We start from the raw sequence: 26272 nt of genomic DNA, 5'->3' as shown, positions 1-26272 counted from the left end.
GTGCGCCCTTCACTGAAAAGTCTAGGAGATCGGTATGTCCAGCAACAACCCGCAAACCCGTGAATGGCAATCCTTGAGCAGTGATCACCACCTGGCGCCGTTCAGCGATTTCAAGCAATTGAAAGAGAAAGGCCCACGAATCATCACCAAAGCCCACGGCGTATACCTGTGGGACAGCGAAGGCAACAAGATCCTCGACGGTATGGCCGGCCTGTGGTGCGTGGCGATCGGTTACGGTCGCGATGAACTGGCCGACGCCGCCGCCAAGCAAATGAAAGAACTGCCGTACTACAACCTGTTCTTCCAGACCGCTCACCCGCCGGTGCTGGAGTTGGCCAAGGCCATTTCCGACATCGCTCCAGCCGGCATGAACCACGTGTTCTTCACCGGTTCCGGCTCCGAAGGCAACGACACCATGTTGCGCATGGTCCGCCACTACTGGGCGATCAAAGGCCAGCCGAACAAGAAAACCATCATCAGCCGCAAGAATGGCTACCACGGCTCCACCGTGGCCGGCGCCAGCCTGGGCGGCATGACTTATATGCACGAGCAGGGCGATTTGCCGATTCCGGGCATCGTCCATATCGCCCAGCCGTATTGGTTCGGCGAAGGCGGCGATATGAGCCCCGAAGAGTTCGGCGTGTGGGCTGCCAACCAGCTTGAAGAGAAGATCCTGGAACTGGGCGTGGACAATGTCGGTGCCTTTATTGCCGAGCCGATCCAGGGCGCCGGCGGCGTGATCGTACCGCCTGAGACTTACTGGCCGCGCATCAAGGAAATCCTCGCCAAGTACGACATTCTATTTGTCGCCGACGAAGTGATCTGCGGTTTCGGCCGTACCGGTGAGTGGTTCGGTAGCGATTTCTATGGCCTCAAGCCGCACATGATGACCATCGCCAAGGGCCTGACCTCGGGTTACATCCCCATGGGCGGCCTGATCGTGCGCGATGACGTGGTGGCCGTGCTTAACGAAGGCGGCGATTTCAACCATGGCTTCACCTACTCCGGTCATCCGGTAGCGGCGGCAGTCGCGCTGGAAAACATCCGCATCATGCGCGATGAACAGATTGTTAAGCGTGTACATGACGAAACGGCACCCTATTTGCAGAAACGTCTGAGGGAGCTGGCGGATCACCCTCTGGTGGGTGAAGTGCGTGGCGTCGGCATGCTCGGTGCGATTGAACTGGTGCAGGACAAGGCCACGCGCAAGCGTTACGAAGGCAAGGGCGTTGGCATGATTTGCCGCACGTTCTGCTTCGAGAATGGCCTGATCATGCGCGCCGTGGGCGACACCATGATCATTTCGCCGCCGCTGGTGATCAGCAAGACGGAAATCGACGAGCTGGTGACCAAGGCTCGCCAGTGCCTGGACCTGACTTTGGCGGCATTGCAAGGCTAAGTGCTAGGCTCAGTGCTCAGCGCACCGAGTGGTTATAAATGTGGGGGCTTTGGTTGAAAGCCGGCCCCTGAACTTGCCAGACTGTCGCCCTGTTTTGTTGCCCATTGGCTGGGCTGCGGAACATACATAGCTTGTGGCCCAAAAAAGAAAAAATTGGAGCATCACCAAATGAAGGCATTAGGTTTGAAGAACGCGGGCAAGACCCTCCTCGCCTTGTCCCTGATGGGCGCAATGGCAGGCGCGGCCCAGGCAGACGATAAAGTGCTGCACGTCTACAACTGGTCCGACTACATCGCACCGGACACCATCGCCAACTTTGAAAAAGAGTCGGGCATCAAAGTGGTGTACGACGTGTTCGACAGCAACGAGACCCTGGAGGCCAAATTGCTGGCCGGCAAGTCCGGGTATGACATCGTCGTACCGTCGAACAACTTCCTCGCCAAGCAGATCAAGGCCGGCGTTTATCAGGAGCTGGACAAGTCCAAGCTGTCCAACTACGACAACCTGAACAAATCCCTGCTCAAAGCCGTGTCGGTCAGCGACCCTGACAACAAGCACGCCTTCCCGTACATGTGGGGCTCGATCGGCATCGGCTACAACCCGGAGAAGGTCAAGGCTGCGCTGGGCGTGGACAAGATCGACTCGTGGGACACGCTGCTCAAGCCTGAAAACATCGCCAAGCTCAAAAGCTGCGGCGTGAGCTTCCTTGATTCGCCGACCGAAATGTTGCCGATTGCCCTGCATTACCTGGGCCTGCCGACCGACACTCAGAAGAAAGACGACCTGAAGAAAGCCGAAGAACTGTTTCTGAAGATCCGTCCTTCGATCGGTTACTTCCACTCCTCCAAGTACATTTCCGACCTGGCCAACGGCAACATCTGCGTAGCCGTGGGTTATTCGGGTGACATCCAGCAGGCCAAGTCCCGCGCGGCTGAAGCCGGTGGCAAGGTCAAAGTGGCGTACGACATTCCGAAAGAAGGCGCCGGCAGTTTCTACGACATGGTCGCCATTCCTAAGGATGCCGAAAATGTCGACGCGGCCTACAAGTTCATGAACTACCTGCTCAAGCCGGAAGTCATGGCGTCGATCACCAACAGCGTGCGTTTCCCGAACGGTAACGAGAAGGCCACCGCCCTGGTCGACAAAGACATCACCAGCGACCCAGGCATCTATCCACCGGCGGATGTGCAAGCCAAGCTCTATGCCATTGCTGACCTACCAGCCGCGACCCAGCGTGAAATGACACGCAGCTGGACCAAGATCAAATCGGGCAAGTAAGCCTTGAAACCTGTGGGAGGGGGAAACGCTCTCCCACACATTAATTAAATGACAGAAAGTTTTGCCGGATCGGTTTATCGAGGGTAAGTTGCGCGCCGGTTTTGTTGCCGGGCAACAACTTTGGGCCCAACTATTTAAGAGGACCTCCACTTGCCAATTTCTTTATTTCGCAAAGCCATGTTGGTGGGCGCTGGTATCACGCTGGCTGTCAGCGTGCAGGCTGCGCCGACTGTGCATATTTATAACTGGTCGGATTACATCGGCACCGACACCCTGGCCAACTTCGAGAAGGCGAGCGGCATCAAACCTGTGTACGACGTGTTCGACTCCAACGAAACCCTGGAAGGCAAATTGCTGGCCGGGCACACCGGCTACGACGTGGTGGTGCCGTCCAACCACTTCCTCGGCAAGCAGATCAAGGCCGGGGCGTTCCAGAAGCTCGACAAATCGTTGCTGACCAATTACGCCAACCTCGACCCGGCACTGCTCAAGCGCCTGGAAAAGAACGACCCGGGCAACCAGTACGCCGTGCCGTACCTATGGGGCACCAATGGCATCGGCTATAACGTCGACAAAGTCAAAGAAGTGCTGGGCGTCGACCATATCGACTCCTGGGCCGTCCTGTTCGAACCGGAAAACATGAAAAAACTGGCCACCTGTGGTGTGTCGTTCATGGATTCGGCGGATGAAATGCTGCCGGCGGTGCTCAACTACATGGGCCTGAACCCCAACAGCACCAACCCGGAAGACTACAAAAAGGCCGAAGCAAAGCTGCTGAAAGTGCGGCCCTACGTGACCTACTTCCACTCGTCCAAATACATCTCTGACCTGGCCAACGGCAATATCTGCGTGGCCGCCGGGTTCTCCGGCGATGTGTTCCAGGCCAAGGCTCGCGCAAGCGAGGCGGGCAAAGGTGTGAACATCGCCTACGTCATTCCGAAAGAAGGCGGCAACCTGTGGTTCGACGTGCTGGCCATCCCCAAGGATGCCACCAACGTCAAGGAGGCCCATGCCTTCATCAACTATTTGCTGCAACCTGAGGTGATCGCTCAGGTCAGTGACGCCGTCGGCTACGCCAACCCTAACCCCGGGGCGGACAAGCTGATGGAGCAATCGATACGCACCGACGAAGCGGTTTACCCACCGCAGGCGGTTCTCGACCGGACATTCGTCAACTTCGAGCTACCCCCGAAGGTGCAGCGTTTAATGACCCGTAGCTGGACCAAGGTCAAGACGGGCAAATAAGGCACAACTTTCCTGGGTTCGCCCGCCTCGGGTGAACCGCAGTCTATTTTTTTGGGAGTTTCGTAAATGGCAGTTGCCTCCGGCGCCTATAAGAAAGCCCTCGAGGGCGACCAGACACCGAAAAAGGTGCTGGTCAAAATCGACCGGGTCACGAAGAAGTTCGACGAGACGATTGCCGTGGACGATGTGTCCCTGGAAATCAAGAAAGGCGAGATCTTCGCCTTGCTCGGCGGTTCGGGTTCGGGCAAATCCACCTTGCTGCGCATGCTCGCGGGCTTCGAACGGCCAACGGAAGGCCGCATCTACCTCGACGGTGTGGACATCACCGATATGCCGCCCTATGAGCGGCCGATCAACATGATGTTCCAGTCCTATGCGCTGTTCCCGCACATGACCGTGGCGCAGAACATCGCCTTCGGCCTGCAACAGGACAAGATTCCCAAGGCCGAGATCGACGCCCGCGTGGCCGAGATGCTCAAGCTGGTGCAGATGAGCCAGTACGCCAAGCGCAAGCCGCATCAGTTGTCCGGCGGCCAACGTCAGCGCGTGGCCCTGGCCCGCTCCTTGGCCAAGCGCCCGAAGCTGTTGCTGCTCGATGAGCCTATGGGCGCCCTGGACAAAAAACTGCGTTCGCAGATGCAGCTGGAGCTGGTGGAAATCATCGAGCGCGTCGGCGTGACCTGCGTGATGGTGACCCACGACCAGGAAGAGGCCATGACCATGGCCGAGCGCATCGCAATCATGCACCTGGGCTGGATCGCCCAGATCGGCAGCCCGATCGATATCTATGAAACCCCCACCAGCCGCCTGGTGTGCGAGTTCATCGGCAACGTCAACATCTTCGACACCCAAGTGGTGGACGACGCCGAAGGCCACGCGGTGCTCAAGTGCGCGGACCTGGACCGCGACATTTACGTAGGCTACGGCATTGCCACCTCGGTGGAAGACAAGTCGGTGACCTACGCCATCCGCCCGGAAAAACTGCTGGTTACCACCGAAATGCCGACCTGCGAACACAACTGGTCCAGCGGCAAGGTCCACGACATCGCTTACCTGGGCGGCCACTCGGTGTTCTATGTGGAGCTGCCGAGCGGCAAGCTGGTGCAGTCCTTCGTGGCCAACGCCGAGCGCCGTGGCCAGCGGCCCACCTGGGGTGATCAGGTTTACGTCTGGTGGGAAGACGACAGCGGCGTGGTACTTCGCTCATGAACATGAAGAAGCTCAAGCGGCGCTTGCTCCGCATCGTCCCCAGCGGCAAGCAGGTGGTCATCGGGATTCCATTCCTGTGGCTGTTCCTGTTCTTCGCCCTGCCGTTTTTCATCGTGCTGAAAATCAGCTTTGCCGAAGCCGATGTAGCGATCCCTCCGTACACCGAGATCTACACCTTCATTGAGCAGAAGCTGCAGTTGGTGCTCAACCTGGCCAACTACGCGATGCTTGGCGACGACGAGTTGTACATCGCCGCGTACCTGGGCTCGCTGAAAATGGCGTTCTTCAGCACGCTGCTGTGCCTGCTGATCGGTTACCCGATGGCCTACGCCATCGCCAGCGCGCGCAAAGAGATGCAGACCGTGCTGGTGCTGCTGATCATGATGCCGACCTGGACCGCGATCCTGATCCGCGTGTATGCGTGGATGGGCATCCTCAGCAACAACGGCTTGCTCAACGGATTCCTGATGTCCATCGGGCTGATCAGCGAACCGTTGCAGATCCTCAACACCAACATCGCGGTGTACATCGGCGTGGTCTATTCCTACCTGCCGTTCATGATCCTGCCGCTGTACGCCAACCTGGTGAAGCACGATCAGAGCCTGCTGGAAGCCGCGTCTGACCTGGGTTCGAGCACCTTCAACAGCTTCTGGAAGATCACCGTGCCGCTGTCCAAGAACGGCATCATCGCTGGCTGCATGCTGGTCTTCATTCCGGTGGTGGGCGAGTTCGTGATCCCGGAACTGCTGGGCGGCCCGGAAACCCTGATGATCGGTAAAGTGTTGTGGCAGGAATTCTTCAATAACCGTGACTGGCCGGTGGCCTCTGCACTGGCGGTGGTGATGCTGGCGATCCTGATCGTGCCGATCATCCTGTTCAACCGCAGCCAAGCCAAAGAGATGGAGGGCAAGATATGAAGCGCTTCAGTTTCTCAAGCTTCATGCTGGTGGCGGGGTTGCTGTTCATCTACCTGCCGATGCTGATTCTGGTGATCTACTCGTTCAACGAATCCAAACTGGTGACGGTGTGGGGCGGTTGGTCGATCAAGTGGTACGTGGGCCTGTTGGATAACACCCAATTGATGGGCTCGGTGGCCCGCTCCCTGGAAATCGCCTGCTACACCGCAATCGCTGCGGTGGCGCTGGGCACCCTGGCGGCCTTTGTGCTTACGCGCATCAGCCACTTCAAGGGCCGCACCCTGTTCGGCGGCCTGGTGACCGCGCCGCTGGTGATGCCGGAAGTGATCACCGGTCTGTCGCTGTTGCTGCTGTTCGTGGCCATGGCGCAGATGATCGGCTGGCCCCAGGAGCGTGGCATCGTCACCATCTGGATCGCCCACACCACGTTCTGTGCCGCGTATGTGGCGGTGGTGGTGTCGGCGCGCTTGCGTGAGCTGGACCTGTCGATCGAAGAAGCCGCGATGGACCTGGGCGCGCGGCCGTGGAAGGTGTTCTTCCTGATCACCATCCCGATGATCGCGCCGTCATTGGCGGCGGGCGGCATGATGTCGTTCGCGTTGTCCCTGGATGACCTGGTACTCGCCAGCTTCGTGTCGGGCCCAGGTTCCACGACCCTGCCGATGGAAGTGTTCTCGGCCGTGCGTCTGGGGGTTAAGCCCGAGATCAATGCCGTGGCCAGCCTGATTCTGCTGGCAGTGTCGCTGGTGACCTTCCTGGTGTGGTTCTTCAGCAGGCGTGCCGAAGAGATGCGCAAGAAGGCCATCCAACAAGCCATCGAAGAGGCCGCCGCCGACGGCTGGCAGCAACCGGACAAGCGCCGCGCGCCAGCACCGGTCTAAAGATCTACGCGATCCAAATGTGGGAGGGGGCTTGCCTCCGATAGCGGTGAATCAGTCAACAGATGAAGTGACTGACCCACTGCTATCGGGGGCAAGCCCCCTCCCACACTTTTTTGCTCGCGCTTCTAGCCGTTATCGAGCGGGCAATAGCTTCAGCGTGCCGCGGGTATTGGCCGTGACTTCTTCATCGCTCAAATGCGCCTGCTCATAACCCCCTTCGATATAGGTCTCGGCCTGGTCGCCGTAATGCTTGTCGAACGGCACGCCGCTTTGCCCCACGGGGTTGATGGTCAGGGCGTGGGCTACATCGGCGAAGTCGATCAAGCGGCGGGTGGATGGGCCGTATGTCACTGGCCAGGGCGCCGGGCCGATGGCAGCGGATTGGTTATTCGGCACTTCATGGGTGCCCGGTGCGGGGAACGGGCCGACGTTGAATACCCTATCCAGTGGCTTCTGCATGCCCAGCGGATGACCGTGGGTCAACGTATGTGCCTTGCCCCACTGCCACTGGTTCGGGTCGTCGCCGAGGGTGGCCTTGAGGTGGGCGAGGCTGCTGTCCCAGGCGAGCTTGACGGTGTCGGTGCGTTTGCCGTCCCACCAGGGCGAGTCCGCAGCGGCGGCCAGGCGTGGCAGGGCCGCGTCGATCACGCGGGTGCTGATCAGGGTCTTGAACATCGCGTCGCCGAGTTTGGGGTGGAAGGCCGCATCGGCGAGGTTGAACAGGAACTGGTTGAACAGCGTGGCGCTGATGGAGTCCAGCGGGTAGTCGCCTTTCCAGTTGGCCAGTTGGTCCACCAGCTTGAGTTGCGCCGGGTCCTTGACCACCTCACGCAGCACTGGCAGCAGCGGTGCCAGCAGGCGCGGGCCGAACGCGGTGGTGGTGCCCAGTTGCAAGGCTTGGCTGTTGGTCACATCCCACTTCACTCGGGCATCGCTCAACTGGGCGTTCAACTGCTGGCCACGGTCGGCCAGGTTGTAATAACCGGGGATTTCCATGCCCGTAGGCGACGCTGGCTGGGCGTTGGCAGAGACCACATAGCCGCGCGCCGGGTTTTCTTCCTGGGGGTTGGCGCTGAAGGGGTAGAAGCCGAGTTTGTCGGCCTGGGTGGTACTGCCGTCGAGGATAAACCCGGGGTTCACGCCTGCCGGACGAATCGGTAACTGCGCCGCCGCCCACCAGCCGATATCGCCCTTGGCATTGGCCCACACGATATTCAAGCCGGGTGCCGAGACCTTGGCCGCAGCAGCGCGGGCTTTGGCCAGCGTATCGGCGCGGTTGAGCTGGTAGAAGCCTTCAAGGATCGGGTTCTGAGTGTCGAGAAACGCCCACCACATCGCGATGGGAATGTTGCCTGCCGTCTCGCCAAGCACGTCATTGATGATCGGCCCATGGGGCGACTGGCGCAGGGTGAGGGTGACCGGTGCCTGGCCCTTGACCGCGATCTGTTGTTCGCTGCGAATCAGGTCGACCCACTGGCCCTGATACCAGACCTGATTGGGATTGTCCGGGTTGACCTTCTCGGCGATCAGGTCGAGGTCGTCGTTCTGGAACATGGTCAGGCTCCACCCGAAATCCAGGTTATGCCCCAAGAATGCCATCGGCACCAATGCATTGTGATAGCCGTACAACTCAAAACCCGGCGCCGACAGTTGCGCCTCGTACCACACCGACGGCACGGAAAAACGGATATGCGGGTCGCCCGCCAGCAACGGTTTGCCGCTGCGGGTACGGCTGCCGCTGATGGCCCAGGCGTTGCTGCCCTCGAACTGCGGCAGGCCGTTGTCGGCCAGGGCCTGGTCGCTCAGGGCGGCGAGGGCGCCGAGGGATTGCCAGTCGCTGGCGGCCAGGTTAAGGGCGCCCTTGGGTTGCCAGTCGAGGTCGAAAACCTTCAGGTAGTCGCTGCCCAATTGATCGCGGATGTAAGTCAGCAATGGTTCGGTACGAAACGCGGCAGCAAAGCTGTAGGCCATATACCCGGCCACGCTGATGGTGTCTTCAGCCGTGAAGGGCCGCTTGGGGATGCCCAGCACGTCGAACTCCATCGGGCTGGGGTGGCTGTCCTGATACTGGTTGATCCCATCCAGATAGGCTTGCAGCGCCTTCCAGTGCGCCGATGCATGATCCAGTTGCGCCACATAGGTCGCGGCGCGGTCGCGGATGCGCAGGCTGCGGAACAGTTTGTCGGTGTCGACCACCTTGGGGCCCAGCACTTCAGCGAGTTCGCCACGGGCCAGGCGGCGCATGATCTCCATCTGGAATAGCCGGTCCTGGGCGTGCACATAGCCCAGGGCGCGATACAGATCGGTTTCGTTCTCGGCACGGATATGCGGCACGCCACGGTCGTCATAGCGCACTGTGACTGAGCCTTGCAGATGGGCCAGTGTCACCGTGCCCTGGCGCGTGGGCTGTTTGCTGTACACATACCAACCGGCGCCGAGAGCGAGCAGTACCACCACAGCCGCGAGAGCCTGCAAGACGCGCTTCATGAAGAGTCCTTACCAAGAATGGGGTGGCGGCCTACGGCCCGGTTGACCACGAACAATAGCAGCCCACCGCCAGGGTGTGCGTGGCATTCACCTCGCGCCCGGCGTCGAGCGCTTGCAGGATCGGCTCGATAAAACTGTTGTTGGCATTGCACGTCAGGCCCTCGCTGTAGGGCCCGAAATACGCGAGCTTGCCGCTGCGGTCCCAGATGCCCACGGCGGGGCTGGCCGGCACCTGGTCGGCACCGGGCAGGGCAGTGAGGATTTTCATCTGGCGCAGGTTGTCCGGTAATTGGCCATGGCTGCCGGCTTTTTGCAGGGCGTAGAACTCAACGCCTTTGGACGCGTACTGCTCGATCAGCTCGCCCAGATGTTGCTGGTTGATCACATTGCACGGGCACGCCGGGTCCCAGAAATGCACCAGGCGGATCGGGCCTGGGCCGCTGAGTTCGGCAGGCAGTTGCAGCGCATCGCCGGAAAAAACCGCCGTGTGCTCGCTGAAAGCGCGCAGATAGCGGCCCTGAAACCAGTCATACGCCGTCCACAGCACGCCGGTGCAGATAATCAGGATCAGGCTGGCGAACAGGGCGGTACGGTGGGTCTGTCGCATTCGGATCTATCCTCGCAGGTCGCGTAGCTTGCCATGCCTGCCCTGACAGATGAATATCGCAGCTCGATATTGTGAGCCTGGAAATCCTTTATGCCCGTCACCTTTGACCCGGATCATCTGCGCGACAGCTTGCGCCCCTTGTCGGATGCGCAACCGCTCAGCGCCGAGGCGCGGGTCTACCAGCGTTTTTACGGGCTGGACCTGCCCGCGCGCAAAGTGCCGGCGGTGAGTCGCCTGGGGCGCTTTGAGGTGGACGGTTTCGACGTGGTGGCGCAGGTGTGGTGGCCGCCGGTGCCGGTGGCGACGATGTTTTTGTTTCACGGCTTCTACGACCACATGGGGCTGTACCGCAACGTAGTGGACTGGGCACTGGACCAGGGCTTCGTTGTGATCGCCTGCGATTTGCCGGGGCATGGCCTGTCCAGTGGCGCGCGCGCCAGCATCGATGATTTCGCGGTGTACCAAGATGTGGTTCAAGCCCTGTTCGCCCAGGCCGAGGCACTGCAACCGCCCAAGCCCTGGCACCTGTTCGGGCAAAGCACCGGCGGCGCGATCGTGGTGGATCATCTGCTTTATCACGGCGCCCAGAGCCCGGCGCAAGGCAAAGTGCTGCTGCTGTCGCCGCTGGTGCGTCCGCGCGCGTGGGGCTGGTCCCAGGTCAGCTATTACCTGCTGAGGCCGTTCGTCAAAGGTATTGCGCGGCGGTTCAGCGACAACTCCAACGACCCGGCCTTCCGGCCGTTCCTGGAAGCCGATCCGCTGCAGCCGCGGCAACTGCCCACCGCCTGGGTAGGCGCCCTGGCGCGCTGGATCAAACGCATCGAGGCCGCCCCGCGCAGCACGCGGCGGCCGGTGATCGTGCAGGGGGAGGAAGACATGACGGTGGACTGGCAGCACAACCTGCACGTGCTGCGCGGCAAGTTCGACCGGCCCGAGGTGCTGATGCTGTCCCGTGGACGGCATCACCTGGCCAATGAGATTCCAGAGATTCGCGAAGAGTACTTCCGGTATTTGACGGACCATCTGAAATAACGCGGTGCAAGTGGGGGAGGGGGCAAGCCCCTCCCACATTTCTACTGCGTCAGGCTTGAGGTGCTCTGGCCGACTGCCAGGCCTGCGCGAATCGCCGCCAGCGCCGCCTGGTAATACGCCTTACCCTCCGGCGACTCGGCGAACGTGGCGAATTCTTCCAGCTCCGGGTCGGACAAATCGCGATAGACGTACAGCAACGTGTTGTTCAGGTCATTACCGATCTGCTGCATCAAGCGCTCACGTTGGCCATTCAACATGCCCTGGGCCTGACCGCCGCCCAGCAGGCCAGGGATCATCTGGCTGAGGCTGTCGGCCGCCACGCCGGCAATCGCCAGGCTGACCTCTGCGCCGGCCTCACGGGCGGGCAGGGCTTGGGCCAGGTGGCCGATGATCAGGCTGCGGGTGGCGTCGGCCTGGATCTTCGGCAGGCCCTGGGCGTTTTTGGCCAATTGATCGCGGCGGGTAGCGAGTAATTCGGCGGCGACGATCTTGCGCCCCAAGGGTGACTGAAAGAACGCCAGCGCCGGTGCCGGGTCCGCCAGGTGCTTGCGCAACTGCGCTTCGGCGCGCTGATCCATGGCCTGGGCGGCGAAGCGTTGGTTGCTGTTGTCCACCAGTGCCTGATATACCGCCGGCGGCAGGCTATTGCGGTAGCGCTGTTGGGCCGCCGCGAGGGCATCGGTGAAATGCGCACGTTGTTCGGCCCAGCCGGCAACCTTGTACAACTGGTCATGGCCGTCTGCCCAGGCGGGCAAAACGCAGAACATCAGCAAGGAAAAAAACAAACGACGCATATGGACTCCTGTCAGTCGGCCACTATTGTCCGTGTGGGGCGTAGGATTTGTCGAGAAATCCTGTCAGTCACATGAACTAATCTGTGTTCAGACGCTCGGCGGCTCTGTCGGATTCACAGGCGTATGGATACTATGCGCGCCATGCAAATACCCTTCGATCATCCCCTGCTGCAACGTATTGTCGACGACCTGGCCGAGAAAGGTTGGTCGCAGCAGAACGGCTTCCTGCCCCAGGCTCTGACCCTGGAACTGGCGGCTGAGTGCCGTAAACGTGCCGCCGAGGGTGAATTGGCGCCCGCGGCGGTTGGGCGCGGCCCGGCCCAGGAGATCCGCGAGGGTATTCGCGGCGACCGTATCCAATGGCTGGAGGAGGGTGACGCCGCCGTCTGCGACACCTACATGGCGGTGATGGATAGCCTCCGCCTGGCGATGAACCGGGGGCTGTTCCTCGGCCTGGAAGATTTCGAAAGCCATTTCGCCATGTACCCGCCAGGGGCGTTTTACCTCAAACATCTGGATCGCTTTCGCGATGATGACCGGCGCATGGTCTCGGCGGTGATCTACCTGAATGACGCCTGGCTGCCCGAACACGGCGGCCAGTTGCGCATGTACCTCAAGGACGACGTCGAATACGACGTGACCCCTGTCGGCGGTTGCCTGGTGGTGTTCCTGTCCGGCGTCATCCCCCACGAAGTCATGCCCGCCACGCGCGAACGGCTGTCCCTGACCGGCTGGTTCCGTCGGCGGGGCAACGAGCCGTTCTGAGCATGCACAAGATACTGATCAGCCGCTGCCTGCTCGGGCATAAGGTGCGCTACGACGGTGGGGCCAGTGGGCCGTTCGACCAATTGGCGGCTTGGCAGGCAGAAGGGCGGGTAGTGGCGGTTTGCCCGGAAGTCGCGGGCGGCTTGCCGACGCCGCGCCCGTCTGCGGAGATTCCGGGCGGGCAGGGCATCGATGTGTGGGAAGGCCGGGCCCAGGTGCTCACCGCCGCGGGCGAAGACTTCAGCGCCGCGTTCCTCGACGGCGCGCGCCAGGCATTGGCGCTGGTGCAGCGCCACGGCATCCGTATCGCTGTGCTCAAGGCCAATAGCCCCTCCTGCGGCAATCTGCTCACCTATGACGGTACGTTCACAGGCGTCAAAGTCAGCGGCGAAGGGGTCACGGCGGCGCTACTCAAGCGCCATGGCGTGCAGGTGTTCAGCGAGCTGGAGTTGCCCGAGGCTGCCACCGCGCTGGCTCAGCTTTCAATCCCGACCTAATCAAAAAGGCGGGAGAGGGCTGCCAGCGCATTGGCGTTACTGGGCGTCGCTTTCAAGCCACTTGTGGGACAGCGCCTTCAACCGCCCATCCGCCTTCACCCGCTCCAAGGCTTTGTCCAGGCTGGCCTTGAACGCCGGATTGCCCTTCTGGAACGGGATCGCCAGGTCAGGCGCCTGGTTATAGCTCTCGCTGAAATCGAACCGATCACGCAGCTCGGCAGTCATAGCGATATGGTTGATGGCCACGTCGTATTTGCCGCTTTCCACCCCTTGCAGCAAGTCAGTGTCATCGGTGGTGATGAAGGACGGGCGCACATCCATTTCCTTGGCCAGTTGCTCGCCCAGCTCCACTTCAAAGCCGGTGAGCTTGTCGCCCTCCTTGAAGTTGAACGGCGGGTGAGTGGCTTCAAGGGCGATGCGCAGTTCGCCGCGATCGTTCACATCGTCGATCAGTTCGGCATGGGCCAAAGGGCTCAGAAGAGGAAGCAGCAGTAACAGGCCAGGCGAAAAGCGCATGGTCACTCCTAGAGAATTCGAATGTGCGAGGCGCCGTTCAGCATCGCTTTGCTATGGTGTTGAGTGCCTTGGACAGCAATTTGCCGCGAAGTTGTCATAAACCTACAGATTTCACAGAAAAACTGGAGAAGCGAATGAAAGCCCTTTTGTCCCGTGCAACGATTGCCAGCCTGTTGCTGGGTGCCTCGATGTTGGCCAGCGCCGCCGACCTTCCACGTACGCCGGCGCCTGAAGGTGCCGAAGTGTTTATCGTCTCGCCGAAGGATGGCGCGACCGTCGACAAAACCTTCACCGTCAAATTCGGCGTCAAGAACCTGGACCTGGAACCTATCGATAAGCAAGTGCCTAACGCCGGCCACCATCACCTGCTGGTCGATCAGGACGTGACGGCGCTTAAAGCCGACGAGGCGATCCCGGCCACCGCCACCTCGATCCACTTCGGCAAGGCGCAAACCGAAACCGAACTCACCCTGGCCCCAGGCAAGCACACCTTGCAACTGGTGGCTGGCGACAACGTGCATCGCCAGTTCGAGCCAACGGTCGCCTCGAAAGTCATCACCGTTAACGTCAAGTAAGCGTTCTGCGGACAAAAAAATGGGAGACCCCTGCGGGTCTCCCATTTTTTGTGCAGCGGTTAAAGCCTTAGAACAACACGCGGCTACGGATAGTGCCGTTGATGTGCTGCAGCTTCTCTTGCGCCAGGTCCGAGTACTCGGCGTCGACGTCGATTACCACGTAGCCGACTTTCTCGTTGGTCTGCAGGAACTGACCGGAGATGTTGATGCCGTTTTCCGCGAAAACCTTGTTGATCTCGCTCATCACACCCGGAATGTTCTGGTGGATGTGCAACAGGCGGTGCTTGCCAGGGTGAGCCGGCAGGGCCACTTCCGGGAAGTTGACGGACGAGACCGACGTACCGTTGTCGCTGTACTTGACCAGCTTCTCGGCCACTTCCAGGCCGATGTTGGCCTGGGCTTCAGCGGTGGAACCGCCGATGTGCGGGGTCAGGATCACGTTGTCCAGGCCACGCAGCGGGCTTTCGAAGATGTCGTCGTTGGAGCGAGGTTCTACCGGGAATACGTCGATGGCGGCGCCGATCAGGTGCTTGTCCTTGATCGCGTCGGCCAGGGCGTCCAGCTCCACCACGGTGCCGCGCGCGGCGTTGATCAGGATGCCGCCTTTCTTGATGGCGCGGATTTCCTTCTCGCCGATCATCCACTGGGTTTCAGCGGTTTCCGGAACGTGCAGGGTCACGATGTCGGACATGCCCAGCAACTCGGTCAGGCTCGACACCTGAGTGGCGTTGCCCAGCGGCAGCTTGGTCAGGGTGTCGTAGAAGAACACCTGCATGCCCAGGCCTTCAGCCAGCACCGACAACTGCGTGCCGATCGAACCGTAACCGACGATGCCCAGCTTTTTGCCACGGATTTCGAAGGAATTGGCCGCGCTTTTGATCCAGCCGCCACGGTGACAGGAAGCGTTCTTCTCCGGGATGCCGCGCAGCAACAGGATCGCCTCGGCCAACACCAGCTCCGCCACGGAACGGGTGTTGGAGTACGGTGCGTTGAACACCGCAATACCGCGCTCGCGTGCGGCGTTGAGGTCGACCTGGTTGGTGCCGATGCAGAAACAGCCGACCGCCACGAGTTTCTTGGCGTGATCGAAGATCTCTTCGGTCAACTGAGTGCGTGAGCGAATGCCGATAAAGTGCGCGTCGGCGATCTTTTCCTTGAGCTGGGCTTCCGGCAGAGAACTGGTGATGTACTCAATGCTGGTGTACCCGGCGGCTTTCAGAACGTCGACAGCCGATGGGTGGACGCCTTCCAGAAGAAGGAACTTGATCTTGCTCTTATCGAGAGAAGTCTTGCTCATCTGCGTAAACCTGTATCCCGGAGAAAAATGGCAGGGAGTCGGATCACTTAAGCTGACCCGGACGGCAGGAAAGCCGTCACCGCAGAAACGCCCTTGGGCTCTGTCCTGCGGGGGCGGTATGCTAGCATATGCGCCCCGCTAAACACCTATCCTGCGACGTGAAGCGTTCTCAGGATGACCATGAATTGTTCGAGAGTTCTGTCGATGACCCATCCTGCCCTGATTGATGAGCTAAAGACCCTGGTTGAGCCCGGCAAAGTGCTGACCGACGCCGACTCCCTGGAGGCTTACGGCAAGGATTGGACCAAGCACTTCGCTCCCGCGCCGACCGCCATCGTGTTTCCCAAGACCATCGAGCAGGTGCAGGCGGTTGTGCGTTGGGCCAATGAGCGCAAGGTGGCGCTGGTGCCGTCCGGCGGGCGTACGGGGCTGTCGGCCGCAGCCGTTGCGGCTAATGGCGAGGTGGTGGTGTCTTTCGACTATATGAACCAGATCCTCGACGTAAACCTCACCGACCGCACCGCCGTGTGCCAGCCGGGCGTGGTCACCAAGCAGTTGCAAAACGTCGCCGAAGAAAACGGCCTGTACTATCCCGTGGACTTTGCATCCTCCGGTTCCAGTCAGATTGGCGGCAATATCGGCACTAATGCCGGCGGGATCAAGGTCATTCGCTATGGTATGACCCGTAACTGGGTGGCCGGCATCAAAGTCGTCACCGGCAAGGGCGACGTGCTGGAGCTGAACCGCGACCTGATCAAGAACGCCACCGGCTATGACATGCGCCAGCTGTTTATCGGCGCCGAAGGCACCCTGGGCTTTGTGGTCGAAGCCACCATGCGCCTGGACCGTGCACCGAAGAACCTCACCGCCATGGTGCTGGGCACCACCGATTTCGACTCGATCATGCCGGTGCTGCATGCCTTCCAGGGCAAGTTGGACCTGACGGCTTTCGAGTTCTTCTCCGACAAGGCCCTGGCCAAAGTCCTCGGGCGTGGCGATGTGCCGGCGCCGTTCGAAACCGAGTGCCCGTTCTACGCGCTGCTGGAATTCGAAGCCACCACCGAAGAAGTCGCCAACCATGCCCTGGAAACCTTCGAGCACTGTGTCGAGCAGGGCTGGGTGCTGGACGGCGTGATGAGCCAAAGCGAAACCCAATTGCACAACCTGTGGAAACTGCGCGAGTACATCTCCGAGACCATTTCCCACTGGACGCCTTACAAGAACGATATTTCGGTGACCGTCAGTAAAGTGCCGGCATTCTTGAAGGAAATCGACGCAATCGTCGGCGAACACTACCCGGACTTCGAAATCGTCTGGTTCGGCCACATCGGTGACGGCAACCTGCACCTGAACATCCTCAAGCCGGAAAATCTGAGCAAGGATGAGTTCTTCGCCAAGTGCGCCACCGTCAACAAGTGGGTCTTTGAAACCGTCGAGAAATACAACGGGTCGATCTCCGCTGAGCACGGCGTGGGCATGACCAAACGCGATTACCTGACCTACAGCCGTTCGCCAGTTGAAATCGAATACATGAAAGCCGTCAAAGCGGTGTTCGACCCGAACGGGATCATGAACCCCGGCAAGATCTTCGCTGTTTAAACCGCCCCTGAAGGAGTCGTTTCATGAGCTACCAGCACAAGTATGTCGACGGCACCAATATCCATTTTCCTGTGGGGAAAGTGGTGTGTATTGGGCGCAATTACGCCGAACATGCCAAGGAACTGGATAACCCGGTGCCGACCGAACCTTTGCTGTTCATCAAGCCGGGCAGTTGCGTGGTGCCGTTGGAAGGCGGTTTCGCTATTCCCGCAGAGCGTGGTTCGGTGCATTACGAGGCGGAAATCGCGGTGTTGATCGGCAAGCCATTGTCGGCCGAGCCCAGCCGTGAAGAAGTGCTGGATGCCATTTCCGGCTTCGCCCCGGCGTTGGATCTGACCCTGCGCGACAAGCAGGCCGAACTGAAAGCCAAGGGCCTGCCGTGGGAAGTCGCCAAGTCGTTCGACGGCGCGGCGGTGATTGCGCCCTTCGTGGTCGGCAGCACCTTCCCGGACCTGACCGACATCGGCATTCGCCTGACCATCAATGGCGAAGTGCGCCAGGACGGTAACAGCGCGCAGATGCTCAACCCTATCGTTCCGATGATCCAGTACATGGCCGGCTGCTTCTCGCTGCAGGCGGGGGATGTGATCCTCACCGGCACCCCGGCCGGCGTAGGCCCGTTGAATGCAGGCGATGAACTGGTGCTGGAATTGCCGGGCGTAAGTCGCTTCGAAAGCGTCGTCCGCTAAGCACGCCGTAGGAGGGGGCTTGCCCCCTTCTATAAAAGGGGGGCGAGCACGTCTCACATCACGGCTTTTGCATTTTTTTCACACGCGATCCGGATAATCTTCAGGCTCCAGCACGCGAGCCCATTGATCCTGTGCTAATCCCCTAATCACTTCTCGGAAAAGCGCTCAATGGCCGTGCCTCTGCCCTCTGCATCATCCAAGCCCCGCTCCCGCTTTGCCCTGCGCTGGTATTCCTGGCTGTTTCTGGTCGGGGCGGTGGTGTATGGCGTGGCGTGGGCCATGCATTGGGACGATCGAGGCGTGCTGTGGGTGCTGGAGCGATTTGAAAGCGCTGCCGAGCGCAAGGAAAGTGTCTGGCTGCCGGACTATCAGGCGGTGATCGATGCCAAGGTGCTGCCGGGCATGGAAAAAGACGAAGCGTCGGACCTCACCTATAACCCACAGACCAAGACCCTGTTCTCTGTCATGGGCAAAAACCCGTTTCTTGTGGAGCTGAACCTGCAAGGCGACGTGCTACGCAAGATGCCGCTCAACGGCTGGAGTAATCCGGAAGGCGTCGCGATGCTGGAAAACGGCCTGATGGCGGTGGTCGATGAACGTCAACACACGCTGACCATCGTCAAGGTCGATGCCACGACCCAGCAGTTGAACAAAGCCGACTTCACCAGTTACGACCTGGGCCCCTCCAAGGACCAGAACAAAGCGTTTGAGGCCGTGACTTGGGACAAGCGCACTCAGCAACTGGTGCTCGGTGAGGAGCGTCCGCCGGCATTGTTCACCTGGAAAAGCGACGGCAGCCAGAGCCTGACTGGCGATAAACAAAAGCTGGCCAGCAAAGAGTTGGACATGCGCAACCTCTCGGCCCTGGCCGTCGACCCACGCACGGGCCATCTACTGGTGTTATCGGCCGACTCTCACTTGTTGCTGGAGTTGGATGAAAAGGGCGATCAGGTCAGCTTCATGACCTTGCTCGGTGGCTTCAATGGCCTCAAGGACACGATTCCGCGGGCCGAAGGGGTGACCATGGACGAGGATGGCAACCTGTACGTGGTGAGCGAGCCGAACCTGTTCTATCGTTTCGAAAAGCAGAAGTAGCTGACGAAATACGTCGGACATTTCTCTTTCAACGGCATTCGCCAGACAGTGGGGCGCGTTTAAGTTTAAATTCAGACCGGCGTGATATTTATTCGCCACTTTTGACTTTGAGCTCGCCCAATGCGTCGACTTGCCCGCCCCAAACCTATTCTTTTGATGCTTGCGCTGGTCATCGTGATCAGCGCCGTCGCTGTTGCGCAGTACTTCCGTCTCTTTGAGCGCGCCTGGTTCAACTGGCAGGCGTGGCGCCAGCCTACCAATGAGCAATCCATTGGCCTGGCGGATTACCGCGTGGTGCTGGAGGCGCAGGTGATTGAGGGGTTGGACGACGACGTGTCAGCCCTCACCTACGATCCGATCCGCAAAAGCCTGTTTACCGTGACCAATAAAAACGCCGAGCTGATCGAGCTGTCCCTGGAGGGCAAGATCCTGCGGCGTATTCCCCTGGTCGGGTTTGGCGATGCCGAGGCCGTGGAGTTCATCAGCGAGAACATCTACGTTATCAGCGATGAGCGCCAGCAACGGCTGATCAAAGTGCATGTGGACGATGACACCGAATTCCTCGACGCGGCCGACGCTGAACAAATGACCTTGGGCGTGCATGTCGGCGGCAACAAGGGCTTTGAGGGTTTGGCCTACGATTCGGTGGGCAAGCGTCTGTTCGTCGCTAAGGAGCGCGACCCGATGCTGATCTACGAGGTGCACGGCTTTCCTCATTTCAAGCCGGAAAAAACCTACTCGGTGCATGTGATCAACAACCCCAAGCGTGACGCCGGGCTGTTTGTGCGCGACCTGTCGAGCCTGCAATACGACGAGCGCAGCGGCCATTTACTGGCGCTGTCGGATGAGTCGTTTCTGGTGCTGGAGCTGGACATCGACGGTCGCCCGTTGAGCAGTCTGTCTCTGCTTAACGGGCGCCAAGGTTTGAAAAAACGCGTGCCCCAGGCCGAAGGCATTGCCATGGATGACGATGGCGCGCTGTACCTGGTCAGCGAGCCGAACCTGTTCTACGTATTCAAAAAGCCCTGATCAGAACATCCATTGCACACCCAGTGAATAGCCGGTCTGGCTGCCTTCGGTATGGCCCAGGCGGCTATTGACCTCGGCATACACCCCCAGCTGTGGGGTAATCGCCAACTGGCTGCCCAGTTGGGCGCGACCAAAATGCTTATCCACAGCGCCGAGTCGCGCGGTACGCGCCTGGCCATCGGCGCGGGCGGTCAATTGCAGATCGTCCAGGCGGCCGTCGGCCAATTCCTCAACCCAGGCAATGTCGCCGTAGGGCATCAGGCTTAGGCCATGAGGCAGTGCCACGGTACCGCGTACTCGCCAACCAAGGCTGGCTTCCAGGGAGTCGAAGGATTGTTCCTCGTACTCAAGGGCGGTGCGCAGGTTTTGTTTCTCGTGGAATTTATCGATGCGTGAGTGGCTGTAGTCCAGGCCGGCGAACGGGCCGCTCTTGATTGCGCCGAGGTCAAAGTCGTAGCCGCCCAGCACCCGCGCGCCGAGCGTCAATGCGTCAGTGCTGCCGGTCAGCTGTTGATTGAGCAGGATCGGCCCGCCATTGGCCTGGATCAGCAGGTTGCGCCGGCTATCGAAGCGGCTGTGGCCGATGCTCAGGTCGCCGGCCAGCCAGCTCGGCCCGCCATCGTTAAGCAGCGCATAGGCGGCAGCTTGCCAGGTGTCGCTGTCGAGTTTGCCGCGGTGCTCCAGTTTGTCGCGGCCGTTGAGGTAACTGAGGCTGGCGCCGATGTTCAGGCTCGCGCTGAGTTGGTAATCGCCCAGGGCGTGCAGGCCCACGCGCCGGGCCTCTGGGTTGGGCGCCGTGTCGAAGCCACTGTCGGGGTTGTATTCGCCGTCCACGCCAATCTCGCCGTCAAAGCTGCCTACCTCGCGGCTGGCCGATTGCAAGGTCAGCCAGCGGCGATCGTGCAGGCGCACCATCGCTTGGTGCTGGCGCTGCAGGTTGTCCTGCATATTGCGCGCGACGGCGCCGCCGGAAGCGGTTGAGGCCAGCAGGTCAGCGTTGGTCAGCTCCAGCACCAAGCGGCTGAGCAGGCGCGAATAGTCGCGCAGGCGCTGGTCAATGCGCGCTTGGCCGAAGGCATCGGTGAGTACTGCTTTGTTGTCTTCGGCAGGGTCGTGCCAGGTCGAGCCGCCGGGGATTTTCGGGTTATTGGTCTGGGTATAGCCGTCCAGGTCGCCCAGTTCCCAGTTAGTGGCCTCTATATAGAGAATTGGTATGTTCAGCGCTTCGAATGCTTCGCCGTCGCTGCAGCAACCTGTGCCTGTGGGGTATTGCGGGTCGAGGCCGGGGTTGGTGAACAAAGGAATATTCAATTCCTTGGCGATCTGGAAGGTGTGTTCGCGCAATGCCGCCAGTGCGGGGTTGGCGGTGCTGTTCTGGCCGGCGTGGGCGTACATCATGTCGCCGGTGATCAGGCTGTCGAGGTTGATCATCGCCAGCATATTCGCGCGCTGGCTGGCGCTCAGCGAGTCGACGAACGCCCGGGAGCCGCGCAAGCCTTCTTCTTCCGCGCCGAAACCGACAACCTGCAGCCCGTTTTCCAGCTGCAGACCGCCCAGGTTCTTCGCCACTTCGGTCAGCACACTGGCGCCGGAACCGTTGTCATCCAGGCCTTGCAGGGTAGGGCGGCCAAAGTAAGTGTCGAAATGCGCGCCAATTACCACGTACTGCGGCCGAGTGCCGGCGGCGTAGGCCACTACGTTCTGCGAGGCGCGGCTGCCGTTGTTCCAGGTGAAGTCCTGACGGCTGATGGTGTAGGCCGTGCCCATCTGGCTTTGCATCCAGTCGGCCGCGCCGGCGAAATTGGCCGTGCCACGATACCGGCCGGGGTAGTCGTTGATCAGCTTTTCCAGGGTGGTGTTGGCGTGCTCGCCGTATTCGTAGGCTGAGGCTTGCAGGGACACCAGGGCGCAGGTCGCGCCGATCGCGAAGGCGAGGGGCTTTATCACAGGGTCTTCCTTGAAGTGACGGAGTTGTTGAGCCGAGACCCTTTGCACAATGTGCGCCTCATTCCCTGGGCGATTGTGAATTGGCGCATTGTTAAACGGCGGGGTCGCGTGGTTGTAAGTTGTAACGGATTTGATACCAGCGACGGCATTGAATGTCGTGATTTGGCGCACGATTTTGGAGAGGGGTGCTGCGAAAGGTAGCGTTTTTGTTACATGGACAGGGGCTGTGGGAGGAGGCTGGCTCCGTCCCACAGTCAACCTGTGCTTAAGCCTTGAGGGTTTTCACGCCTTCAGGCGTGCCCAGCAGCAACACATCCGCCGGCCGCGCGGCGAACAGGCCGTTGGTGACCACGCCGACGATGGCGTTGATCCGGGTTTCCAGTTCGACCGGGTTGGTGATCTGCATGTTGAACACATCGAGGATGATGTTGCCGTTGTCGGTCAACACGCCTTCGCGGTACACCGGGTCGCCGCCCAGCTTCACCAATTCCCGGGCTACGTGGCTGCGGGCCATGGGGATGACTTCCACCGGCAGTGGGAATGTACCGAGCACCGGCACCAGTTTGCTGGCATCGGCGATGCAGATGAAGGTCTTGGCCACGGCCGCGACGATCTTCTCGCGGGTCAGGGCTGCGCCGCCGCCTTTGATCAGGTGCAGGTGTTCGTCGCTTTCATCGGCGCCATCGACGTAGAACTCCAGGTCGCTAACGGTGTTGAGCTCATACACCGGAATGCCGTGGCCCTTGAGGCGCGCGGCGGTGGCTTCGGAGCTGGCCACGGCGCCGTCGAACGCGCCCTTGTGCAGGGCCAGCGCATCGATAAAGCAGTTGGCGGTGGAGCCGGTGCCGACGCCGACGATGCTCTTGTCGTCGAGTTTGGGAAGGATTAAATCGACGGCGGCCTGGGCCACGGCCTGTTTGAGTTGATCCTGGGTCATGCGGGCTCCGGAACGGGCGGGGAGTTATCGAGGGCGGCGAGTATACCCCAACAAAACCTCGGGATTCGTGTGGTCGTATGGCTAAAAGCCGGGTTAGACTCCTTGGCCCTGCCCAACCCGCCCAGTGATGCTTTCCGATGCTTGAACAGTACGTCAAAAAGATCCTCACCTCGCGCGTCTACGACGTTGCCGTAGAAACCCCGTTGCAGACCGCCCGCCAGCTCTCCGAGCGCTTGGGCAACAAGGTCTGGCTCAAGCGGGAAGACCTGCAGCCGGTGTTCTCGTTCAAGATTCGCGGCGCCTACAACAAGCTGACCCAACTGAGCGCCGAAGAACGTGCGCGCGGTGTGGTCACCGCCTCGGCGGGCAACCACGCCCAGGGCCTGGCCCTGGCGGCCAAGGTGCTGGGGGTCAAGGCCACTATCGTGATGCCCAAGACCACCCCCGAGATCAAGGTCGAAGGCGTGCGCTCCCGTGGTGGCAAAGTGGTGCTGCACGGCGATTCGTTCCCGGAAGCCCTGGCCTATTCGCTCAAGCTGGTCGACGAAAAAGGCTACGTCTACATTCACCCCTACGACGATCCGCACACCATTGCCGGGCAGGGCACCGTGGCGATGGAGATTCTGCGCCAGCACCCAGGGCCGCTGGACGCGATCTTCGTACCGGTGGGCGGTGGTGGCCTGATCGCGGGTATTGCGGCATACGTGAAATACCTGCGCCCGGAAATCAAGATCATCGGTGTCGAGCCGGATGACTCCAACTGCCTGCAAGCCGCGATGGCAGCGGGCGAGCGCGTGGTGTTGCCGACCGTGGGCCTGTTTGCCGATGGCGTGGCGGTGGCGCAGATCGGTCAGCACACGTTCGACATCTGCAAGGACTACGTGGATGAAGTGATCACCGTCAGCACCGACGAAATCTGCGCGGCGATCAAGGACATCTACGACGACACCCGTTCCATCACCGAGCCGGCGGGGGCGCTGGGCGTGGCGGGCATCAAGAAATACGTGGAAACCCGAGGCGTCAGCGGGCAAACCCTGGTGGCTATCGATTCCGGCGCCAACGTCAACTTCGACCGGCTGCGCCATGTGGCCGAGCGCGCCGAGCTGGGTGAAGGCCGCGAAGCGATCATCGCCGTGACCATTCCCGAGAAGCCTGGCAGCTTCAAGGCGTTCTGCGAGGCGGTGGGCAAACGCCAGATTACCGAGTTCAACTACCGCTATCACACCGGCAGCGAAGCGCACATTTTCGTCGGTGTGCAGACGCATCCGGAAAGCGACCCGCGCAGCGCCTTGATCGCCAGCCTCACCCAGCAGGGTTTTCCGGTGCTGGACCTGACCGAGAACGAATTGGCCAAGTTGCACATCCGCCATATGGTCGGTGGGCATGCGGCCAAGGTGAGCGATGAAGTGGTGTTGCGCTTCGAGTTTCCGGAGCGGCCGGGGGCCTTGTTCAACTTTCTTAACAAATTGGGCGGGCGCTGGAACATCTCAATGTTCCACTATCGCAACCACGGCGCGGCGGATGGCCGTGTGGTCGCCGGCCTGCAAGTGCCGGCGAACGAACGTCACCTGGTACCGGCGGCCCTGGCGGAAATCGGTTACCCGTACTGGGACGAAAGCGATAACCCGGCCTACAAACTGTTCCTCGGTTGAGCGACTACGCTGATTGGGGCGGCCTTTAAGGAATAGACACATGCAAACCCTGATCACCCTCAAAGTTATCCACATTGCGGCCACTGCGGTGTTGCTGCTCTGCGGCCTGGGCCTGGCGCTGCTGGCATGGCGCAAACGCAGCGTCGGTCCGGCGGTGGTCGTGCAGCGCCCTTGGGCGTTCGTATGGTTGCTGATGGGGGTTTGTCTGCTCAGCATGCCGTTTACCGGCTGGTGGCTGGTGCACCTGGTGGGCTGGCCGTTGGGGCAGACCTGGATTCTGGGCTCCAGCCTGCTCTACACCGTGGCGGCGCTGGCCTGGTTCTGGCTGGTAGCGCGGCTCAACCGGTTGCGCAAGGGCGAGGGCGGTAGCCTGAATTTCACTTTGGTGCTAGCGGTGGTCAGCCTGGTGGGGTTTGTGGCGATTGCCGGGTTGATGGGGGCCAAGCCGGTTTAACCCGTTGGATCGTGTCGCCTGTATCGGGGGCAAGCCCCTCCCACATTTAACCGAGTCCTTGTGGGAGGGGGCTTGCCCCGATAGCGCTATCAGCTACGCAGGGTAATCACCGGCCAACCCCGCTTCTCGGCTTCGGCGCGCAAATTCGGGTCCGGGTCGACCGCCACCGGGTTCGCCACCTGCTCCAACAGCGGCAAGTCGTTCATCGAGTCGCTATAGAAGTAACTGTCTTCCAGGCTATGCCCGGTCTCTTCCAGCCAACGATTCAAACGCGTCACCTTGCCTTCACGGAAACACGGCACATCCGTGCTGCGTCCGGTATAGCGGCCGTTTTCCATCTCGCATTCAGTGGCGATCAGGGTGTCCACGCCCAGGCGTGCGGCAATCGGCGCCGTGACGAAACGGTTGGTGGCGGTGATGATCACCAGCTTATCGCCGGCGTCGCGGTGCTTGGCCAGCAGTTCTGAGGCGCGTGGCAGCATGATCGGTTCGATGCAGTCGCGCATGTAGTCGTTATGCCAGGCGTCCAGCTGGGCCATCTCGGTGCGGCCGAGGATTTCCAGGCAGAAGTTCAGGTAAGCGGCATTGTCCAGTTGGCCGGCCAGGTAATCCTGGTAGAACTCGTCGTTGCGAGCCTTGTAGGCCACCGGGTCGAGAATCCCGCGTTCACACAGGTAATCGCCCCAGGCGTGGTCGCTGTCACCGCCGAGAAGGGTGTTGTCCAAGTCGAATAAAGCCAGGCGCATTGCAGTTACTCGCTGAAATGTCTGTAAAAAGGCGTCCAGAATACGGTCTTTTCACAAGAGTGCACATAAGCTAAGAAGCCTCGTTGCCGCTTGCGCAAGCTTTGTGGAACAATGCGGCGACATGCGTTTGCGAGGTTGTTGCCGTGATCGACCCCGATGGTTTCCGTCCAAATGTCGGGATTATTCTTACGAATGATGCCGGACAGGTGCTATGGGCTCGCCGAATCAACCAAGATGCCTGGCAGTTTCCTCAGGGCGGAATCAACCCCGACGAAACCCCTGAAGACGCCTTGTACCGTGAGTTGAACGAAGAAGTCGGCCTTGAGCGCGAAGATGTGCAAATTCTGGCCTGTACCCGTGGCTGGTTGCGCTATCGTTTGCCGCAACGCCTGGTGCGTACCCACAGCCAACCGCTGTGCATCGGCCAGAAGCAGAAATGGTTTCTCCTGCGCCTGATCTCCAATGAGCAGCGGGTGCGGATGGATTTGACCGGTAAACCGGAGTTCGATGGCTGGCGTTGGGTCAGTTATTGGTACCCGCTGGGCCAGGTGGTGACATTCAAGCGCGAAGTTTATCGTCGCGCTCTCAAAGAGCTTGCCCCGCGCCTTTTAGCGCGCGACTGACG

The 26272-nt window shown here is 60.6% G+C and carries 25 protein-coding genes; 17 read left to right on the top strand and 8 right to left on the bottom strand.

Annotated elements, in window-relative coordinates; genetic code table 11:
• The first annotated feature begins 34 nt into the window (after positions 1-34).
• From HRH33_RS25775 to HRH33_RS25750, 6 genes are all read left to right on the top strand, one after another.
• Positions 35-1399: an aspartate aminotransferase family protein gene (locus HRH33_RS25775; RefSeq protein WP_167417017.1), complete on the top strand. Its 1365-nt coding sequence runs from the start codon at positions 35-37 to the stop codon at positions 1397-1399.
• A gap of 183 nt (positions 1400-1582) precedes the next feature.
• Positions 1583-2677, top strand: coding sequence for a polyamine ABC transporter substrate-binding protein (locus HRH33_RS25770; RefSeq protein ID WP_167417046.1), 1095 nt, complete (start codon positions 1583-1585; stop codon positions 2675-2677).
• Between the two features lie 150 nt (positions 2678-2827).
• Positions 2828-3922, top strand: a complete 1095-nt coding sequence (locus HRH33_RS25765; RefSeq protein WP_034139719.1) for a polyamine ABC transporter substrate-binding protein — start codon at positions 2828-2830, stop codon at positions 3920-3922.
• 66 nt (positions 3923-3988) lie between these two features.
• Positions 3989-5131, top strand: coding sequence for an ABC transporter ATP-binding protein (locus HRH33_RS25760; RefSeq protein ID WP_034101355.1), 1143 nt, complete (start codon positions 3989-3991; stop codon positions 5129-5131).
• Complete coding sequence (locus tag HRH33_RS25755; RefSeq protein WP_034139718.1) at positions 5128-6048, top strand: ABC transporter permease subunit; 921 nt, start codon at positions 5128-5130, stop codon at positions 6046-6048. Before HRH33_RS25760 ends, HRH33_RS25755 begins: the two co-directional genes overlap by 4 nt.
• The gene (locus tag HRH33_RS25750) at positions 6045-6929 is read left to right on the top strand and encodes an ABC transporter permease subunit (protein WP_034101352.1); all 885 of its coding nucleotides are present in this window, start codon (positions 6045-6047) and stop codon (positions 6927-6929) included. Before HRH33_RS25755 ends, HRH33_RS25750 begins: the two co-directional genes overlap by 4 nt.
• 132 nt (positions 6930-7061) lie before the next feature.
• On the opposite strand, the gene HRH33_RS25745 is transcribed toward HRH33_RS25750, so the two are convergent.
• Both HRH33_RS25745 and HRH33_RS25740 read right to left on the bottom strand, forming a co-directional pair.
• Entirely contained in the window at positions 7062-9416 is a 2355-nt protein-coding gene (locus HRH33_RS25745) for a penicillin acylase family protein (protein ID WP_167417018.1), read from the bottom strand.
• Positions 9417-9447: 31 nt separating this feature from the next.
• Positions 9448-10023 (bottom strand): DUF6436 domain-containing protein, encoded by a 576-nt coding sequence (locus tag HRH33_RS25740; protein WP_034101350.1) that lies wholly within the window; start codon positions 10021-10023, stop codon positions 9448-9450.
• Between the two features lie 90 nt (positions 10024-10113).
• Between HRH33_RS25740 and bipL the strand changes: the two genes are divergently transcribed.
• Complete coding sequence (gene bipL / locus HRH33_RS25735) at positions 10114-11055, top strand: phospholipase BipL (RefSeq protein ID WP_167417019.1); 942 nt, start codon at positions 10114-10116, stop codon at positions 11053-11055.
• 41 nt (positions 11056-11096) lie between these two features.
• Here the strand turns inward: bipL and HRH33_RS25730 are convergent, their stop codons facing one another.
• Positions 11097-11849 (bottom strand): DUF2059 domain-containing protein, encoded by a 753-nt coding sequence (locus HRH33_RS25730; protein WP_034101347.1) that lies wholly within the window; start codon positions 11847-11849, stop codon positions 11097-11099.
• A gap of 132 nt (positions 11850-11981) precedes the next feature.
• On the opposite strand from HRH33_RS25730, the gene HRH33_RS25725 reads away from it, so the two are divergent.
• Together HRH33_RS25725 and HRH33_RS25720 are read left to right on the top strand one after the other, a co-directional pair.
• Entirely contained in the window at positions 11982-12614 is a 633-nt protein-coding gene (locus HRH33_RS25725) for a 2OG-Fe(II) oxygenase (RefSeq protein WP_047881737.1), read from the top strand.
• A 2-nt stretch (positions 12615-12616) separates the two neighbouring features.
• A complete protein-coding gene (locus HRH33_RS25720) occupies positions 12617-13111 on the top strand; it encodes a 2-thiouracil desulfurase family protein (protein ID WP_040266921.1) in 495 nt (164 codons plus the stop codon).
• A 36-nt stretch (positions 13112-13147) separates the two neighbouring features.
• Here the strand turns inward: HRH33_RS25720 and HRH33_RS25715 are convergent, their stop codons facing one another.
• Complete coding sequence (locus HRH33_RS25715; protein WP_034101343.1) at positions 13148-13627, bottom strand: transporter substrate-binding domain-containing protein; 480 nt, start codon at positions 13625-13627, stop codon at positions 13148-13150.
• A 134-nt stretch (positions 13628-13761) separates the two neighbouring features.
• On the opposite strand from HRH33_RS25715, the gene HRH33_RS25710 reads away from it, so the two are divergent.
• On the top strand, positions 13762-14202 hold the full coding sequence (locus tag HRH33_RS25710) for a DUF4399 domain-containing protein (RefSeq protein ID WP_034139712.1): 441 nt from the start codon (positions 13762-13764) through the stop codon (positions 14200-14202).
• A gap of 67 nt (positions 14203-14269) precedes the next feature.
• Here HRH33_RS25710 and serA read toward each other — a convergent pair whose 3' ends face one another.
• A complete protein-coding gene (gene serA, locus HRH33_RS25705) occupies positions 14270-15499 on the bottom strand; it encodes a phosphoglycerate dehydrogenase (RefSeq protein WP_034101340.1) in 1230 nt (409 codons plus the stop codon).
• Between the two features lie 204 nt (positions 15500-15703).
• On the opposite strand from serA, the gene HRH33_RS25700 reads away from it, so the two are divergent.
• The 4 genes from HRH33_RS25700 (at position 15704) to HRH33_RS25685 (ending at position 19911) form a co-directional block, all read left to right on the top strand.
• Positions 15704-17098: an FAD-binding oxidoreductase gene (locus HRH33_RS25700; RefSeq protein ID WP_034101339.1), complete on the top strand. Its 1395-nt coding sequence runs from the start codon at positions 15704-15706 to the stop codon at positions 17096-17098.
• 23 nt (positions 17099-17121) lie between these two features.
• Positions 17122-17787, top strand: a complete 666-nt coding sequence (locus HRH33_RS25695; RefSeq protein WP_167417020.1) for a fumarylacetoacetate hydrolase family protein — start codon at positions 17122-17124, stop codon at positions 17785-17787.
• Positions 17788-17955: 168 nt separating this feature from the next.
• Positions 17956-18882: an SdiA-regulated domain-containing protein gene (locus HRH33_RS25690; RefSeq protein WP_034139710.1), complete on the top strand. Its 927-nt coding sequence runs from the start codon at positions 17956-17958 to the stop codon at positions 18880-18882.
• Positions 18883-19002: 120 nt separating this feature from the next.
• Entirely contained in the window at positions 19003-19911 is a 909-nt protein-coding gene (locus HRH33_RS25685; RefSeq protein WP_167417021.1) for an SdiA-regulated domain-containing protein, read from the top strand.
• Here HRH33_RS25685 and HRH33_RS25680 read toward each other — a convergent pair whose 3' ends face one another.
• The gene (locus tag HRH33_RS25680; protein ID WP_034101334.1) at positions 19912-21858 is read right to left on the bottom strand and encodes an autotransporter domain-containing protein; all 1947 of its coding nucleotides are present in this window, start codon (positions 21856-21858) and stop codon (positions 19912-19914) included.
• 265 nt (positions 21859-22123) lie between these two features.
• Positions 22124-22795 carry a ribose-5-phosphate isomerase RpiA gene (rpiA, locus tag HRH33_RS25675; protein ID WP_094064329.1) on the bottom strand — a complete coding sequence of 224 codons (672 nt, stop codon included), beginning with the start codon at positions 22793-22795 and terminating at the stop codon, positions 22124-22126.
• Positions 22796-22932: 137 nt separating this feature from the next.
• Between rpiA and ilvA the strand changes: the two genes are divergently transcribed.
• Positions 22933-24447, top strand: coding sequence for a threonine ammonia-lyase, biosynthetic (gene ilvA, locus HRH33_RS25670; protein ID WP_034101330.1), 1515 nt, complete (start codon positions 22933-22935; stop codon positions 24445-24447).
• 40 nt (positions 24448-24487) lie between these two features.
• Complete coding sequence (locus tag HRH33_RS25665) at positions 24488-24901, top strand: DUF2269 family protein (RefSeq protein ID WP_167417022.1); 414 nt, start codon at positions 24488-24490, stop codon at positions 24899-24901.
• 89 nt (positions 24902-24990) lie between these two features.
• Here HRH33_RS25665 and HRH33_RS25660 read toward each other — a convergent pair whose 3' ends face one another.
• On the bottom strand, positions 24991-25647 hold the full coding sequence (locus HRH33_RS25660; protein ID WP_034101327.1) for a histidinol-phosphatase: 657 nt from the start codon (positions 25645-25647) through the stop codon (positions 24991-24993).
• Between the two features lie 143 nt (positions 25648-25790).
• Here HRH33_RS25660 and HRH33_RS25655 point away from each other — a divergent pair, with 143 nt between their 5' ends.
• Positions 25791-26270, top strand: coding sequence for an RNA pyrophosphohydrolase (locus HRH33_RS25655; RefSeq protein ID WP_003176750.1), 480 nt, complete (start codon positions 25791-25793; stop codon positions 26268-26270).
• The last annotated feature ends 2 nt before the right edge of the window (positions 26271-26272 follow it).

Source organism: Pseudomonas rhodesiae, assembly GCF_013285305.1.
In the GTDB taxonomy this organism is placed as follows: Bacteria; Pseudomonadota; Gammaproteobacteria; order Pseudomonadales; family Pseudomonadaceae; genus Aquipseudomonas; species Aquipseudomonas rhodesiae.
This window is presented reverse-complemented; position numbering and strand designations above follow the sequence as displayed.

Coding starts and splice junctions, on each gene's coding strand:
- HRH33_RS25775 (WP_167417017.1), top strand. CDS start 35: ATGTCCAGCAACAACCCGCAAACCCGTGAATGGCAATCCTTGAGCAGT.
- HRH33_RS25740 (WP_034101350.1), bottom strand. CDS start 10,023: ATGCGACAGACCCACCGTACCGCCCTGTTCGCCAGCCTGATCCTGATT.
- HRH33_RS25745 (WP_167417018.1), bottom strand. CDS start 9,416: ATGAAGCGCGTCTTGCAGGCTCTCGCGGCTGTGGTGGTACTGCTCGCT.
- HRH33_RS25710 (WP_034139712.1), top strand. CDS start 13,762: ATGAAAGCCCTTTTGTCCCGTGCAACGATTGCCAGCCTGTTGCTGGGT.
- HRH33_RS25690 (WP_034139710.1), top strand. CDS start 17,956: ATGGCCGTGCCTCTGCCCTCTGCATCATCCAAGCCCCGCTCCCGCTTT.
- bipL (WP_167417019.1), top strand. CDS start 10,114: ATGCCCGTCACCTTTGACCCGGATCATCTGCGCGACAGCTTGCGCCCC.
- serA (WP_034101340.1), bottom strand. CDS start 15,499: ATGAGCAAGACTTCTCTCGATAAGAGCAAGATCAAGTTCCTTCTTCTG.
- HRH33_RS25760 (WP_034101355.1), top strand. CDS start 3,989: ATGGCAGTTGCCTCCGGCGCCTATAAGAAAGCCCTCGAGGGCGACCAG.
- HRH33_RS25720 (WP_040266921.1), top strand. CDS start 12,617: ATGCACAAGATACTGATCAGCCGCTGCCTGCTCGGGCATAAGGTGCGC.
- HRH33_RS25695 (WP_167417020.1), top strand. CDS start 17,122: ATGAGCTACCAGCACAAGTATGTCGACGGCACCAATATCCATTTTCCT.
- HRH33_RS25700 (WP_034101339.1), top strand. CDS start 15,704: ATGACCCATCCTGCCCTGATTGATGAGCTAAAGACCCTGGTTGAGCCC.
- HRH33_RS25685 (WP_167417021.1), top strand. CDS start 19,003: ATGCGTCGACTTGCCCGCCCCAAACCTATTCTTTTGATGCTTGCGCTG.
- ilvA (WP_034101330.1), top strand. CDS start 22,933: ATGCTTGAACAGTACGTCAAAAAGATCCTCACCTCGCGCGTCTACGAC.
- HRH33_RS25660 (WP_034101327.1), bottom strand. CDS start 25,647: ATGCGCCTGGCTTTATTCGACTTGGACAACACCCTTCTCGGCGGTGAC.
- HRH33_RS25715 (WP_034101343.1), bottom strand. CDS start 13,627: ATGCGCTTTTCGCCTGGCCTGTTACTGCTGCTTCCTCTTCTGAGCCCT.
- HRH33_RS25755 (WP_034139718.1), top strand. CDS start 5,128: ATGAACATGAAGAAGCTCAAGCGGCGCTTGCTCCGCATCGTCCCCAGC.
- HRH33_RS25665 (WP_167417022.1), top strand. CDS start 24,488: ATGCAAACCCTGATCACCCTCAAAGTTATCCACATTGCGGCCACTGCG.
- HRH33_RS25730 (WP_034101347.1), bottom strand. CDS start 11,849: ATGCGTCGTTTGTTTTTTTCCTTGCTGATGTTCTGCGTTTTGCCCGCC.
- rpiA (WP_094064329.1), bottom strand. CDS start 22,795: ATGACCCAGGATCAACTCAAACAGGCCGTGGCCCAGGCCGCCGTCGAT.
- HRH33_RS25750 (WP_034101352.1), top strand. CDS start 6,045: ATGAAGCGCTTCAGTTTCTCAAGCTTCATGCTGGTGGCGGGGTTGCTG.
- HRH33_RS25725 (WP_047881737.1), top strand. CDS start 11,982: ATGCGCGCCATGCAAATACCCTTCGATCATCCCCTGCTGCAACGTATT.